The organism is Streptomyces sp. NA04227 (assembly GCF_013364195.1).
In the GTDB taxonomy this organism is placed as follows: Bacteria; Actinomycetota; Actinomycetes; order Streptomycetales; family Streptomycetaceae; genus Streptomyces.
Map to the genome: position 1 here is coordinate 7,726,603 of NZ_CP054918.1, position 14,650 is coordinate 7,741,252.

Consider the following 14,650-nt stretch of genomic DNA (forward strand, 5'->3'; position numbering starts at 1 on the left):
CCTTGTCACGTCGGCGGGGCGAAGACCTGGACCTCCGCCAGGGTCAGCGGGTCAGTGGTGGACGTGAGCTGGACGCGTACATAGCGGCCCGCGGTGTCGACGGGGAGCTGGGTCGGACTGCCCACCGCGTCCTCCCGGTAGTACGCCTTCACACCGGGCTGGGCGAGGGTGTCCTTGACCGATCCACTGGTGAACGGGGTGTCGGAGACGAACACGTAGTAGCGGGAGAGGCGTTGCGAGCAGCAGTCGTTGCGGTTCCACAGCGAGATGTCGCTGATCTTTGTGCTGCTGCCGAGGTCGGTCTGCCACCAGGCCTCCGATTCGGCCTCCTTCGTGTGGGTGACCGAGCCCTCGAAGAACTTGCCGTTGGTGTTCCCGTCGACGGCCCGTGCGGCGACGGCGTCCCCTCGGGTGCTCTTCTGCGTGGCCGCTGATCCCTTGGCGACGTTGTCGAGGGAGGTGACCCCCGGCCACAGTTGCTGCGAGGCGCTGTAGTGGGCGCGGCCGAAGGTCGCCGAGGTGCTGAGGGCGTAGCGGGCGGGCGACACGTCCCGCGGCGCGGTGACGGTGACCTCCACGGTCTTCGAGCTGTGTGCCGGCAGTGAGTCGACGCGTGTCTCCTGCTCGCGCACCGCCCATCCCTGCGGGACGTTGACAGCGACGCGTCCGCCCGGGGCACGGTGGCCGGAGGGATTGGTGACCGTGACCTTGGCGGTGAAGGGCACTCCGCCCTTGGCGAGGTACGGCTCGCCCGGGCCCTGGCCGGAGGGCAGCTTCAGGTCCGTGCGCAGGATCTGCCGCACGCCCGGCGTGGTGATCTTGAAGGTGTAGGCGTCGCGGCCGGCGGTCGCGGAAGCGCCCTTGGCCGGCATGGTGATGTCCACCTTGCCGTCGGTGCGCTTGAAGGGCAGTTGGGTGCCGTCCGAACCGAGGAGCTTGATCGTGCTGTTGTCGGCGAGCGGCATGTCGTCGGTGAGAGTGAGCTTCTCGCCAGGCCACTTCAGGGCGGTGACATACAGCGCTCCGTCCTTGACCGTGTACCGCACGGGAACGTTGCTGTTCTTGTCCTCGGCGTGGCTCCAGTAGGTGGTCCCGTAGATCGCCTCGCCGTTGATCTTCAGCCAGGCGCCCAGGTCACGTACCCGCTCGGCCTGGATCTCGGGGATGGAGCCGTCGGCCTTGGGCCCGATGTTGAGGAGCAGGTTGCCGTTCTTGCTGACGATGTCCGCGAAGCTGTCGATGAGTGCGTCCGACGTCAGATAGTCCTCCACCCCTTCCTGCTGGTTGTAGCCGAAGGAGTGGCCGATGCCGCGGGTGGCCTCCCACTTCGCCGGGTTGATCTCGGGCTCGACCGCGTACTCGGGGGTGGTGAAGTCCGAAATCCCGTTGCCGCAGCGGTTGTTGACCGTCACCTCCTTGGGGCTCGGACGGTTCTTGGCCTGGTTGAAGTAGCGCGCCATGAACTCGTTGCTGTTGTTATTGCCGCCGATGTCGCACCAGATGATGTCCGGGTCGAACCGGTCCACCAACTCCAGCATCTGCGGATACTGATGGTCCATCACGTAGTCCTTGACCGGCTTGTAGCCCGTGTACGGGATGTCCTTGCCGGTGTAGGGATTGACGGGCCCGTTGCGGGTCCAGCCCCCGGCGGGGTGGAACCACTCGGGCATCGAGAAGTAGAGGCCTTTCTTGAGCGGCGAGTCCTGGGCCGCGTCCATCAACTCCTTGACGAAGTCGCGGTGCGGACCCATCTTGACCGTGGAGCGGTCGGTGGTCTTCGTGTCCCACAGCGCCACGCCGTCATGGTGCTTGGACACCAGGTTGAAGTACTTCGCGCCGCCGTCCTCGAAGAGCTTCAGCCACTCCTCGGGGTTGAACTTGTCGGGCCTCCACTGCTCGATGAACCGGTCGTAGTCAAAGTCCTCGCCGTAAGTCTTGCGGTGGTGCTCATACGTCGAACTGCCCTTTTCGCTCAGGCTCTTCCAGTACCACTCCGCGTACGACTGCTTGGGTGCCCAGGCAGGTACGGAGTAGGGGCCCCAGTGGACGAAGAAGCCCAGCTTGGCGTCGTCGAACCACTGCGGTGAGGTGTGCTTCTTCAGCGACTCCGGTGTCGGCTCGTAGTCGTCGCTCCCGGCCGGGGTCGGTTCACGCGCCGGGGCAGCGGCCACCGGGCCCGCCCCCGTCGCGAGGGCGGTCATCGCGGCCATGGCGGCCACCACGGTCATCGCGTTCACTGTTTGCTGCTTCTTGTTTCTCATCTGCGGTCCTCTGCTTTCGCTGTGCCGGACGCGGGAGGCGGGGCGCGGGACGCTGTGCGTGACGGCGAGGAGAAGCTGAGTCGTCCGATGCCTTCACTGTGAGAGCGATGCCTTCACCGTGGGAGCAATACATCGGATGAAAGTCTCCATGTGGGGGCTGGAGTCGCGGATTCACGCGCTCGCCGCCATCTGCCTGTGCGGGAATTACTAGCAGTTTGAGGTGAGTTGCCCACGGGCCTTCACGCTTCCACTGCTTTGAAGCTTCGGGTGCGGCTCACCCGTCCGTCTTTATAGGTCGGATCTCTGACCGAGAGGCTAGAGGTGGAGAGAGGCGCCGACAAGCCTTCGAGTGTGGTTCGTTTTCGTCGGTTGCGCGGAGTGGGTGCGCGGTCCGGCTGAGGGCACAGCAAGGGGCCGGACGTCGTGTCCGGCTGAGTGGAGCCCGAAGGGGAAGCAGACGTCGACGGCCCCGCGACACCGCCTGCCGACGGCGCCGTGAGGGCGCGGGGCGTCGATCAGTGAGCGGCCGGAACCTCGATCAGTGTCGGGTCCTGGAAGACGGCGTCGAGCGCGAACTGGGCTGCGCCGAACGCGGCGGCGGAGAAGCCGAGCCGGGACCGGGTGACCTCGGTCTGCGGGAAGGAGGCCAGCATCTTGCGGCTTCCGAGGCGCTCCTCGACTGCCGGGACGAAGTAGTCGCCGAAGTAGGCGAAGTAGCCGCCCAGAGCGATGACTTGTGGGTTGAGGATGTCGGCGAGAACGCTGACGCCGTGGGCCAGGCTCAGGGCGATGTCGTCCAGGGCGCCGAGCGTGCGGGCGTCACCGTCCTGTGCCCGCCGCATCACCTCGGCCATCCGCTCCTCCACATCGCGGGAGGCGTCACGGACGGGATCGTCGGCGTCGGCGACACGGCGAAGCAGCGCGCCTAGGCCGACCATCGTCTCCCAGCAGCCCTTGCGCCCGCAGGGGCACGGTTCGTCCGACGGGCCGAGCGCGGCGTGCCCGATCTCCCCGGCGAGGCCCGCGTGGCCGCGCAGCAGTTTGCCGTTGGTGATGACGCCGCCGGCGACTCCGGCCTCTCCGGTCAGAAGCAGCAGGTCGGTGACTCCCTGGGAGGCCAACTGGGCGTGCTCGGCGACGGTGGCGAGCCGCGCGTCGTTGTCGACCTCCACCTCGGGCACCCCAGGGCCGAGCCGCTCGCGCAGCCATGCCCGGACCGGCACGTCGCGCCAGCCGATGTTGGGAGCGAAGACGACGGTCCCCTTCCCGGCGTCGACGACGCCGGGTGTGGCGAGGCATATTCCGACGGCCCGGACACCGTGCGCTTCGACGGCGGCGAGCCCGTCGCGGATGACGTTCGCGACCGTGCCGAGGGCGGTCTCGGCGCTCAACCCCCTGATGTCCAGGGCCACTCGGCCACGGTGGATCTCCGTGCCCTGGAGGTCGAGTGCGAGGACGCCGATGTAGTCGGCGTCGATTTCCAGGCCCAGGGCGCAGATGGTGGTGCCGTCGAGCCCGACCGTCTGTCCCGGCCGCCCCACGCCCTTGCTGCGGTCCGCCTCGCCCTCGCGGACGAGGCCGCGTTCGACCAGCTCGCCGATGAGGCTCGACACGGTGGCCTTGGGCAGGCCGCTCTCGGTGGCGATCGTGCTGCGCGAACGGGCTCCGTGGTCGCGCAGCAGTTGCAGGAGCAGGCCCAGGTTGGTGCGTCGCACGGTGGCAACTTTGCTCGCACCGATTGACACGGTGCCCGCGGGCCTGTTGGTCTTCATCTGCATCCCCCTTGGGTGATTTGTGCCGGTACTTCTGTCGAGGCGGTCGCCTCGGCGTTCTTTGCCTCGGACGGATTGCGCCGCTCTGGCCTATTGACATCCAGCCTTGTTAGTTCGCACACTGCACGAACTAACTTCGTTCAGACTTTAGTCGAACTAAATCAAGGCGCCAAGTCGCTCTCCGATCGGCCCAAAGGTGATCACCATGTCATCCGTACTCCGCTCACGCCGAATCACCGCTCTGTTCGCGGGGACGGGCGCCCTCTGCCTTCTCGCGGCGTGCAACGCGCCCGGCTCCGAGCCGGGAGGCGGGAAGCCGGGCTCCACTCTCGTCTACTGGTCGATGTGGAAGGAGGGGGAACCGCAGCAGAAGGTACTGCAGGCGTCCCTCGACGAGTTCACCAAGAAGACCGGTATCAAGGTCAAGGTCCAGTGGGCGGGGCGTCAGGTCCTCCAGCAGGTCGTACCGCGGCTCAACTCGGGCAACCCACCGGACCTTACCGACCAGGACGGCAGCTCCCTTCGCGCCGTGCTGGGCGAGGGTGCACTCGGACTCCAGGACGTCTACGACGCACAGATCACGGGGGAGACGCAGAAGGTCTCCGACATCGTCCCCGCCGCGCTCGTCGCCTCGGCGAAGAACGAGGACGGGGAGCCGATGGTGGTCCCGTACGAGGTCGTCGGCTCGACGCTGTGGTTCAACGGCAAGCAGCACCCGGACCTGGACGGCAAGGATCAGCTGGGCTGGTCCGAATTCACCGGAAAGCTGGACGAGCTCAAGCAGAAGGGTCGTACGCCGCTCGCTCTCGACGGTGACATCTCCGGGTACGACGCGTACTGGATGACCTGGAGTGTGGTCCGGCATGGGGGTGTGGGGCTGCTGAACAAGGCGTGTCAGGACAAGAAGGGCGCCACCTGGGACGACCCGGCATTCCTGGCCGCTGCCAAGGACATCGGGGAGCTGATCGACAAGGGGTACTTCCCCAAGGACTTCAACGCGACGAAGTTCCCGGCCCAGCAGACCGCGTGGGCGACCGGCACCAGTAAGACGGATTTCCTGCTGATGGGTACCTGGGCCCCGAGTGAGACCGGTGCGGCGCTGGAGAAGTCCGGCAAGGACGTCGACTCCGTCATCACCTATCGGTCCATGCCGTACCCGGAGGTCGACGGCGGCAAGGGCAACAACGCCACCCAGGCCGGTGTCATCGGTTTCGCGGTCCCGGCGAAGGCACGCAACGCGGAGGCCGCGAAGAAGTTCATCCAGTTCTTCCTCGCCAAGGACCAGCTCACACCGATCAGCACCCAGGCCGACAACCTCACCCCTCGCAAGGACATCCCCGCGCCCAGCACGCTCCGCGACTTCGCGAAGGAGTACGCGGGCGCCGACCGCCAGTACTTCCAGCCCAACGACGACTGCGGTGGAGTTGCCGCACAGTGGGTCACCGACGTGTGGGAGCCCACCCTCGTCGACTTCTTCAACGGCAAGATCAAGAGCGCCGAAAGCTTCGTGGAGACCATCAAGGACAAGAGCGTCGCCCACCACAAGAACAGCGGCTGACCGCCGATGTCCGTCCACACCGCGCTCACGCGCAGACGACAGCGGCCCAACCACCGCGACGACGGTGCCCTCGGCCGTCAGCAGCGCCGTATCTTCCTGCCGTTCGTCGCACCCGCGCTCCTCGTCTATCTCGCCCTGTTCATCGCTCCCGCCACCGTCAGTGTCTATGTCAGCTTTCAGCGGTGGCGGGGTGCGGGGGACCGGATGGAGCCCGCGGGTCTCGACAACTACCGGCGTCTGCTGCACGACGACGTCTTCCAGACCGCCTTTGCCAACACACTCAAGATCGTGTTCCTGTGCGGCATCGGCATCTTCGTCCTGGCCTTCGCCATCACCGTCCTGCTGCGGCACACCAGGGGCAGGAAGACGCTCCGAACCCTGCTGTTCTTCCCGCACATCATCTCGCCGATCGCCATCGGCGTGGCCCTGGGGCTGCTGCTCGCCCCGGACGGCTTCGTCAACGCCTCGCTGCGCGCCGTCGGACTGGACGCGCTGGCGACCAACTGGCTGAGTCCGGACAACATCTTCCGGACCATCATGATCGGCATCGTCTGGGTCACCACCGGCTTCTACGTCATCCTCCTGATGGCCGGTGTGGACCGCATCCCGCCGTACTTCTACGAGGACAGCGAGCTGGCGGGCGCCAACGAGTTCCAGAAGTTCTGGTACGTCACCCTGCCGCTGACCTGGGACGTCGTCTCGGTGGCCGCGGTCCTCTGGGTGATCAACTCGATCAAGATCTTCGAGTTCATCTATGCCTTCACCGGGACCGGTGACGCACCCCCGGTGAGCTCCCGGACCCTGACCATCCAGCAGTTCCTGGTCTCCACCGGCGGCCGCAACCCGTCCTACGAGCTGGGCTACGCCTGCGCCATGGGCGTGGTGATGGTCGTCCTCATCGTGCTGCTCGTGGCCCTGCTGCGCCGGGCCATGCGCCGCGACGCGATCCAGTTCTGAGGAACGCCATGACGATAAAACTGCCGGACTCGCCGATCACCGACTCCGAGGATGCGGCGGCACGCGCCACGCCTCCCCCGCACGGGCCGACCCGGTCCCGGTGCGGCCGTCGCTCCTCGGGCCCCTTCCGGATGCTCGGGGTCCCCCTCACCTGGATCTGGGCCTGCTTCAACGTCTTCCTGCTCCTGTGGGTGATCCTGACCGCCTTCAGGAACGGCTCCGAGATCTTCACCGACCCCTTCCAGCTGCCCCGTTCACTGGACCCGAAGAACTTCACCGACGCGTGGAACTCCTCGGACCTCGGCAGCGGATTCATGAACTCCGTCGTCATCGTCGCCGCCGCGGCGACAACCGTCATCGCGCTGAGTGCCCCGGCCGCCTACGTCCTGTCCCGCGGCCAGCGACGCTCCTCGGAACTGATCACCATGGCGTTCGTGGCCGGTATGGGCATCCCGATGCAGGCCGTCATCATCCCGGTCTTCGTATGGATGCAGAACATCAGCACCTACATGTACGACACCTTCGGCTGGTGGGACGAACGCATCAGCCTCTACCTCATCTACGTCGCCTCGTCCCTGCCCTTCACCGTCTACCTGCTCACCGGCTTCTTCCGCTCACTGCCACGAGAACTGGAAGAAGCAGCCGCCCTGGACGGCTGCTCCAGCTTCCGCACCTTCCGCGTGGTCATGCTGCCCCTGGCCCGCCCCGGCATCGTCACCGCGACGATCCTGCTCGTCATCTCCCTGTGGAACGAGACACTCCTGGCCCTGGTCCTGATCACCGAGACCGACAAATACACGCTTCCCCAAGCCCTCCTCGGGCTCTACGGAACCATGCAGTACACCTCGAACTGGGGCGGACTGTTCGCGGGGATCGTCATCGTCGTCCTGCCCATCATCGCCGTCTACATCTGGCTCGGCCGCCGCATCGTCGAAGGCCTGACCCTCGGCGCCGGCAAGTAGCCCGCCATCCGCCCGTTCCCCGTAACTCCCTTCACCCGTCACGAAGTTGGAGCCACCGCTCATGTCGAACTCCTTGTCCCGTAGGTCCCTGTTCGCCGGTGGGGTCTCGATCGGCGCAGCCGGTCTCCTCGGCACCGGCGTCCTTTCCGGCCCCGCCCACGCCGGCCCCGCCGCGCGAGCTGCGCTGCTCGCCGACACGACGCCCAAGGTCGTCTTCACCACGTCGTTCGAGGACTCCGACCGCGAGTGGCTCAACGGCTTCACCCACTACGACCGGGCCGTCCACCGCGAAGGCACCCAGTCGCTGCGCTACACCCGCCCCGACGAGTCGACCTATGTCTTCGCCACGAAGAAGATCCCGCACGCCGCCGAGGACTACGTGCCCGTCAGCGTGTCCGCCTGGGTCAAGACGGAGGGCCTGAAGAACGGCGGTGCCTCCATCGCCGTCGAGTGGTACGCCAAGGACGACTGTTACCTCGGCGGCGGCTACGCCGGTGCCACCACGAGCGCCGACTGGGTGCAGTTGACCTGCGGACCTCAGGCGGCCCCCGCAGGCGCCGCGTACATGAAGGCGATCTTCTACCTTCAGCGTCAGACCACCGGATCCGCCTGGATCGACGAGCTGGTCGTCACCCGGCACGAGCCGAAGCTGCTGCGCGCCAAGCTCGCGGCGCCCGCCTACCGCGGACTGCTCATCCCGGGTGAGAACCGGGAGATCGACCTCCGGATCGGCCTCTACCCGCCGACCGGCTCGGACGCCTCCGACTACAAGGTGAACGTCGAACTGGCCGACGCCGACGGCCACAAGGTGCACACCCGCACCTACTCCGGAGCCTCCCGGCTGAAGTACACCCACCCGGTGTCACGGCTGGCCCATGGGGAGTACGAGCTGCGCGTCAGCGCGGTCGACTCGAAGGGCCGGACGGTCGAGGACAAGACGATCGAGCTGCGCAAGCTGCGCGACAGCGAAGTGCCGACCACGTACTTCGACGCACACGGGCGCACCCGGCACAACGGAGAACTGTTCTTCCCGCTGGGCGCCTACAACGGGCCGACCACCTCCAAGAACCTCGAGGACCTGCAGTACGCCTCGTTCAACACCGTCGTCTCGTACCACGTGCCGACCGTCCCGATCCTGGACGAGACACACCGGCGCGGCATGAAGACCCTCTTCACGCACCGCAACACGGACGCCGGCGAAGTGCAGAAGTACAAGGGCCACCCCTCGCTGCTCGGCTGGTACATCAACGACGAGACCCCGCCCGACACCGAAGGACCTGTCGTCCGCCCCCGGTACGCCTCGGTCGTCGAGAACGACTTCGACCACCCGGCGTACTCCGTGGACTACCGCGTCTGGCCCGGAGACCTCACCCAGGAGGTCACCGACGCCTACGGCACGGACAACTACCCGATCAAGGGAGAGCCGACGGACGGCCCCCACCACGTCTACACCTCGACGGCCGCGGCGGTCCGCGAGCGGCCGGGCAGCGCCGTCTGGACAGTGATCCAGCTCCACAACCTGGGCAACTACGGCCACTTCGGGGTGCGCGCGCCGAACCTCGCCGAGGTCCGCAGCATGTCCTGGCAGGCCATCGTCGCCGGGGCGAACGGGCTCATCTACTACTCCCGGTTCGACATGGAGCGCGACGCCGCGGGTGAGTCGTACCGGACGCTGCTCGACCGGGCCAAGGCCGTCGTCTCCCAGATCAGCACCCTGTCCCCGGTCATCCTGTCCGCCGACCGGGCCGAGTCCGTGAGGGTCGCCCACAGCGACGACCTCGAGTGGACGACACGCGCCCACGAAGGCCACGACTACCTCTTCGTCGTCAACCGGTCCGGCGCAGCACGGACCGTCTCGTTCACGGGACGCGGCAACGACAAGGCCGAAGTCCTCTTCGAGGGCCGTGAACTCGCCAAGAAGGGAGGCCGCTTCACAGATCGGCTCGAAGGCCTCGGTGTAGGCCTGTACCGACTCTCTCAATGATGAGGAGAAACCATGTCCGACCGCCGTATCCGCGTCATCCTGCCGCTGTTCGGTCTGACCTGCGCGGCCCTGATCGCCGCGCCCTCCGCCGGCGCCGCCCTGGTCGCCGCCCCTGCTCCGGAGTCCGATTCCCGCTCGTCGCTGGTGGACACCAAGACACCCCACAACGCCAAGCCGCTGGCCCGCGGCAAGGTCAAGGCTCTGGTGTTCAGTGACGAGTTCAACGGAACGTCACTCGACACCAGCAAGTGGACGGCACGTGACTGGGCCCGCTCCGGCACCGTGCCCCCCGACACCTGGAGCTACGACCCGGCCAACGTCTCCCTCAACGGTGCGGGCAGCCTGGAGATCAAAGTACGCAACCCCGCCGCGAACACGTACACGGGCGGCCTGATCGACAGCCAGGGCAAGTTCGACTTCACCCACGGCACACTCGAAGCACGCATCAAGGTCCCGCCCACCAACGGGCACTTGGGCGCCGTGTGGCTGCTGCCCACCGGTGGCCTCGCCCCCGGCGGCGTGTACGACGGCACGGCACGCGACGGCGCCGAGATGGACATCGTCGAGTCCAACTTCAAGGCCGACCAGTACTCGGCCACCCTGCACTGGGACAGCTTCAACCCCCCGCAGCACCAGCAGTCGGGAGCCGTGGCCACCGCACCCGGTCTGCATTCCGGCTACCACACGGTCGGCCTCAAATGGTCTGCCACCAAACTGGAGTTCACCTATGACGGCAGTGTGGTGCGCACCGTCACCGACCCGAAGCTGATCAGTCAGGTCAAGGAGTACCCGCTGCTCTCGCACGAGATCCTCGACCAATGGGCCGACGGGTCCATCCACGACGAGGTGTTCGACTCGTCCTCCAGCTTCTACGTGGACTACATCCGCGTCTGGCAATAGGAGAACGGGCGCCCGTGGATTCACCTCGTCGTGGACGGACGGATCCGTTCACGACGAGGTGCTCGACTCGTTCCCCGGATTCCCCCCGGATTCCCCTGGATTACCTCCGCGTTCGGCACGAAGTGTAAGGATGCCCGTGGATTCACCTCAGTTCCCTCCGCTCCCTCGGCGCAGACTGCTCGGCTATGGCGCCGCCGCCACCGGAGCCCTGACGCTGCCCTTCCTGGGCGCCACAGCCCGCACCGATGCCGCGTACGCCGCCGAAGGCGCGGCAGCGGCACCCCTCAACCCGCTGGAAGAACGCGCCCTGGCCCTCAGGCCGCCCGCGTTCCTGCTCGAAAGCGCCGTCCCGCCGCAGTTCACGGCGAGCGGCGGGAACCGCCTGTCCATCAGCGGCCACACCTCGGTGTGCGGAAAGAACTCGCTGCGCTGGGACCACGGGCCGCACTCCGTCATCACCGTCGACGGCGATCTGGCGTGGGTCCCGGACCCGTACGAGACCAAGCCCCTCGCCGACCAGGCGTGGCAGGGCACGGTCGACACGTTCTCCGTGTGGATCCACAACGAGGACGCCGTCGATGACGTCCTCCGCTTCGAGTTCGGACGAGGTGAACGCACCGACTGCTGGTTCGAGTTCGGCCTCGGCTTCACCGGCTGGCGCACGGCCTGGGTGCGCTACGCCTACGACATGAACGGCCGCCCGCGCCCCGGCATGGACACCCTGCGGATCATCGCCCCGCGCCGCTCCGGCACCCTCTGGATCGATCAGCTCCTGCCCAACGTCGCCCTGCGCCCCGACGCCCCGTGCCGAGACACCCAGGTGCCGACGATCGGCATCGAGGGCGACGAATGGGACCAGCAGCACTGGCAGGCCCTCTACCGCTTCGACCGGCTGCTCACCCAGGCGGTGATCGACAGCCCCCGGCCTTCGGCCACCGAACTCGACGCTCTGAAGGGGGTGGTGACCCGCTACCACGACGACTACGCGGCGACCCCGGTCCGGGTCGACGACGCCCATGTCACGGCGCTCACCGCCCAGGCCGCACCCCTGCTCGACGGGCGGCCCGTCTTCTCCTACCAGTCGCAGATCTATCCGCCGCCGATCAGCGCCGACCTCAAGAGCTTCGTCAACGCCGCCAGCCTGACCGACGCCACCGCCCACATGAGGCGTGTGGCCCAGGCATACGACGCCGCGGGCGCCGCTCACCGGCCCGCGCTCGCGGATCTCTATCTGCGGTTCGTACGACGGCTGCGCGATCAGGGCTGGGCCTACGGGAGTTGTCTGGGCACCATCCATCACTCCGGCTACGCGCTGACCGGCTACTACGACTCGCTGTACCTCATGCGGGACGTGCTGCGCGAGGCCGGGCTTCTGGAGGCCGTGCGCGCCGACCTGACCTGGCTGTGCGGGTTCGGCCGGATCTTCCGCGGCTTCGACTTCCGCAACGGACACGGCTCGACCGCCGACATCATCAACACCACCGTCCGCGGCATGCTCACGGTCGCACTCCTCCAGGACGGAGAGGCGCGCCAGGTCGCGTACCTCAAGCTGCTGCGCGACTGGCTCGACCGCTATCTGCTGCCCACCGACGGCATCCAGGACGGCCTGAAGCGCGACGGCACCACCTTCCACCACGTCGGCTTCTTCCCCGACTACGCACGCGACGCGTTCAACGGCGTCTCACCGATGCTGTACGTCCTCGCGGGCGGCGTCTTCCGGGTCTCCAATGAGGCACACGAGGCGGTCAAACGGGCTGTCCTGACGCTTCGCGTCGTCGGCAACACCCTGCACTGGCCCCTCTCGCTCAGCGGCCGCAACCCGAGCGGCACCACCGGGATGTCCATTGGTGCCCTCCAGTGGCTCACCGTCGCCGGCACCCCCGACGGCGGCAGCGCCCTCGATCCCGAGGCCGGGGCAGCCTTCCTGCGCCTGCTGCCCACCGCACCGGACGCCGCCCAGAAGCAGATCGCCTCGCGCTTGGCCGCGGCGGGCATCAGCGCGGAGGCATCACCGTCCGGCGCCTGGGCGTACAACTACGCGGCACTCGCCGTACAGCGGCGTGACAACTGGCAGGTCACCGTGCGCGGCCACAACCGCTACCTGTGGTCCACGGAGATCTACGAGGGGGCGAACTGGTACGGCCGCTACAACACCTACGGCCAGATCCAGGTACTGCACCGCGGCAGCCCCCAGGTCACCAACCTGGACAGCGGTTACCGCCCCGACGGCTACGACTGGAACCGCCGGCCGGGCACCACGACGCTCCACAAGCCGTGGCCCCTGCTCAAGGCGGACCTGACCGGCACCATCGAGGAGATGCTGCTGTCCGAGGAGGCGTTCGCCGGCGGGCACACCCTCGACGGCCGCAACGGCATGTTCGCGATGCGGCTGCGCGAACACCCCAAGTACGAGGGCAGCCACCGCGCCCGCAAGTCCGTCTTCCTCTTCGACAACCGGGTCGTCGCGCTCGGCACCGGCATCGGCAACGACGACGCCCGTCACGAGACGGAGACGACCCTCTTCCAGACCCGGCTGGCCGCCACTTCCGCACCGACCTGGTGCGACGGCGCGACGCCGGTGACCTCCTTCCCGTACCGGAGCGACCGGCAACTCGAAAGGGGCGCCTGGCTGTTGGACGACAAGGGCATCGGCTATCACGTGCCCGCCGGTCAGCGCCTGGCCCTCACCCGGGGCACCCAGGTCTCCCGCCACCAGGGCACGGACGCCGAGACACGAGGGGACTTCGCCACCGCGTGGCTGCGGCACGGGAAGTCGCCGAAGCGAGGAACGTACGAGTACGCGATGGTGGTGGGCGCCACCGCCGAGTCGATGGCCGCGTTCACGGCCTCGGCCGCGGACCCGGAGCACGCGCCGTACACCGTGCGCCGCGCCGACGACACGGCGCACATCGTCACCGACCGGGCCACCGGCATCACGGGCTACGCCGTGTTCGAACCCGCTGCGCGGCTCTCCGATCCGCTCGTTCGCGGCGTGGACACCCCGTCGATGCTGCTCACCCGCGACGACGGGCTGGACACACTGGTGCTCTCCGTGTGCGACCCCGATCTGCGACTCCACGAAGGCCGCGACCCCGACCAGTACGAGAAGGGGCGGTACACCGGGCACTGGACGGCGTACTCGCGGCCCTGGCTGCGGAGTCCCAGTGCCCCGCACACGATGAAGGTCACCCTGGAAGGACACTGGGAAGCGGGCCCGGACGAGGAGTGCGCGACCGGACGCCAAGGAGGGCGGACCGTGGTTTCCTTCCGAACCGTCGACGGACGGCCGGTACAGGTACGGCTGAGGCGGGCGAGCGGGGCGCGATGACCCCTGTTGAGCTGTGTCTCGGCGCGCCACCTCGGGTGGTGAACCTCGGCGTGGGTGTGCACGGTGTCACCTCGGACCGTGACGTGTTCCGGCTGCCCGACCTGTGGCAGCTCCACGTCTACGGCTACGTGGCGGACCTGACCGTCGACGCGGCCGGGTACGCCGTGCGGCCCGGGCGGGTCAGCGTGATCCCGCCCGGGCGGCGCGTCGAGTACCACTACCGGGGCCGCTCGGAGCATCTGTACGCCCACTTCGCGCTCGCCGACGACGGTGAGCCGACCCGTGTCCCGCTCATACAGGACATGGGCGCGGAGGCTCCCGTGCTGACCGACCTCGTCAACCGGGCCGTTGCCGCCGCGCCCCACAGTCCGGCGCGGGTGAGCGCCGAGGTGTGGGCCGCACTGTGGCGGGTCGCGGACCTCGGCCGCCGAGGCACGGCCGGACAGCCGCACGCATGCGTCGAGGCGGCCGTGGCCCACATCGAGTGCCGGCTCCATGAAGTCCTCACCGTCCCCGAGGTGGCACGGGCCGCCGGTGTCTCGCACAACCACCTCATCAGGCTGTTCCACGCCCACTTCGACACCACGGTGGTCGCGTACATCAGGTCGCGTCGCATGGCCCGGGCCCGGCACCTGCTGCGCGAGTCGACGCTCTCCATCTCGGCGATCGCCGCCGCCGTGGGAATGGCCGACCTGCAGGCCTTCAACAAGGCGTGCAGACGGGAACTTGGGGCATCGCCGCGCGCGGTTCGCGCCGGTGATCCTCACGACGGTGGGGAGTTGGGGGCGCGGACCTCGTAGCGGTGACGTACGGGAGCACGGCCCGTGGTGCGTGACCATGAGGGCACGCCAGGGTCGGCGTCCGAGGGGCGCGCGACCACCCATCAGTGCTCCGTACTCCCTCGGCGTGGGCGCTGTCGAAGGTGCGG

General features: G+C 67.8%; 9 protein-coding genes. 7 read left to right on the forward strand and 2 right to left on the reverse strand.

Translation table 11 applies throughout. The features are described 5' to 3' along the window. Positions 1-5: 5 nt before the first annotated feature. Positions 6-2,261, reverse strand: a complete 2,256-nt coding sequence (locus HUT18_RS32520; protein WP_176104083.1) for an alpha-L-fucosidase — start codon at positions 2,259-2,261, stop codon at positions 6-8. Positions 2,262-2,776: 515 nt separating this feature from the next. Next, on the reverse strand, positions 2,777-3,976 hold the full coding sequence (locus tag HUT18_RS32525; RefSeq protein ID WP_217710540.1) for an ROK family transcriptional regulator: 1,200 nt from the start codon (positions 3,974-3,976) through the stop codon (positions 2,777-2,779). Positions 3,977-4,238: 262 nt separating this feature from the next. Here HUT18_RS32525 and HUT18_RS32530 point away from each other — a divergent pair, with 262 nt between their 5' ends. The 7 genes from HUT18_RS32530 to HUT18_RS32560 all read left to right on the forward strand — a co-directional run bounded on the left by HUT18_RS32530 (position 4,239) and on the right by HUT18_RS32560 (position 14,522). Next, positions 4,239-5,591, forward strand: a complete 1,353-nt coding sequence (locus HUT18_RS32530) for an ABC transporter substrate-binding protein (protein WP_176104085.1) — start codon at positions 4,239-4,241, stop codon at positions 5,589-5,591. Positions 5,592-5,597: 6 nt separating this feature from the next. Continuing rightward, positions 5,598-6,548: a carbohydrate ABC transporter permease gene (locus HUT18_RS32535; protein ID WP_176104086.1), complete on the forward strand. Its 951-nt coding sequence runs from the start codon at positions 5,598-5,600 to the stop codon at positions 6,546-6,548. Positions 6,549-6,556: 8 nt separating this feature from the next. Continuing rightward, positions 6,557-7,510: a carbohydrate ABC transporter permease gene (locus HUT18_RS32540; protein ID WP_176104087.1), complete on the forward strand. Its 954-nt coding sequence runs from the start codon at positions 6,557-6,559 to the stop codon at positions 7,508-7,510. A gap of 61 nt (positions 7,511-7,571) precedes the next feature. Next, positions 7,572-9,494 (forward strand): hypothetical protein, encoded by a 1,923-nt coding sequence (locus HUT18_RS32545; RefSeq protein ID WP_176104088.1) that lies wholly within the window; start codon positions 7,572-7,574, stop codon positions 9,492-9,494. 12 nt (positions 9,495-9,506) lie between these two features. Further along, a complete protein-coding gene (locus HUT18_RS32550; protein ID WP_176104089.1) occupies positions 9,507-10,394 on the forward strand; it encodes a family 16 glycosylhydrolase in 888 nt (295 codons plus the stop codon). A 136-nt stretch (positions 10,395-10,530) separates the two neighbouring features. Continuing rightward, positions 10,531-13,722, forward strand: coding sequence for a chondroitinase family polysaccharide lyase (locus HUT18_RS32555; protein ID WP_176104090.1), 3,192 nt, complete (start codon positions 10,531-10,533; stop codon positions 13,720-13,722). Further along, positions 13,719-14,522: an AraC family transcriptional regulator gene (locus HUT18_RS32560; protein WP_176104091.1), complete on the forward strand. Its 804-nt coding sequence runs from the start codon at positions 13,719-13,721 to the stop codon at positions 14,520-14,522. Before HUT18_RS32555 ends, HUT18_RS32560 begins: the two co-directional genes overlap by 4 nt. The last annotated feature ends 128 nt before the right edge of the window (positions 14,523-14,650 follow it).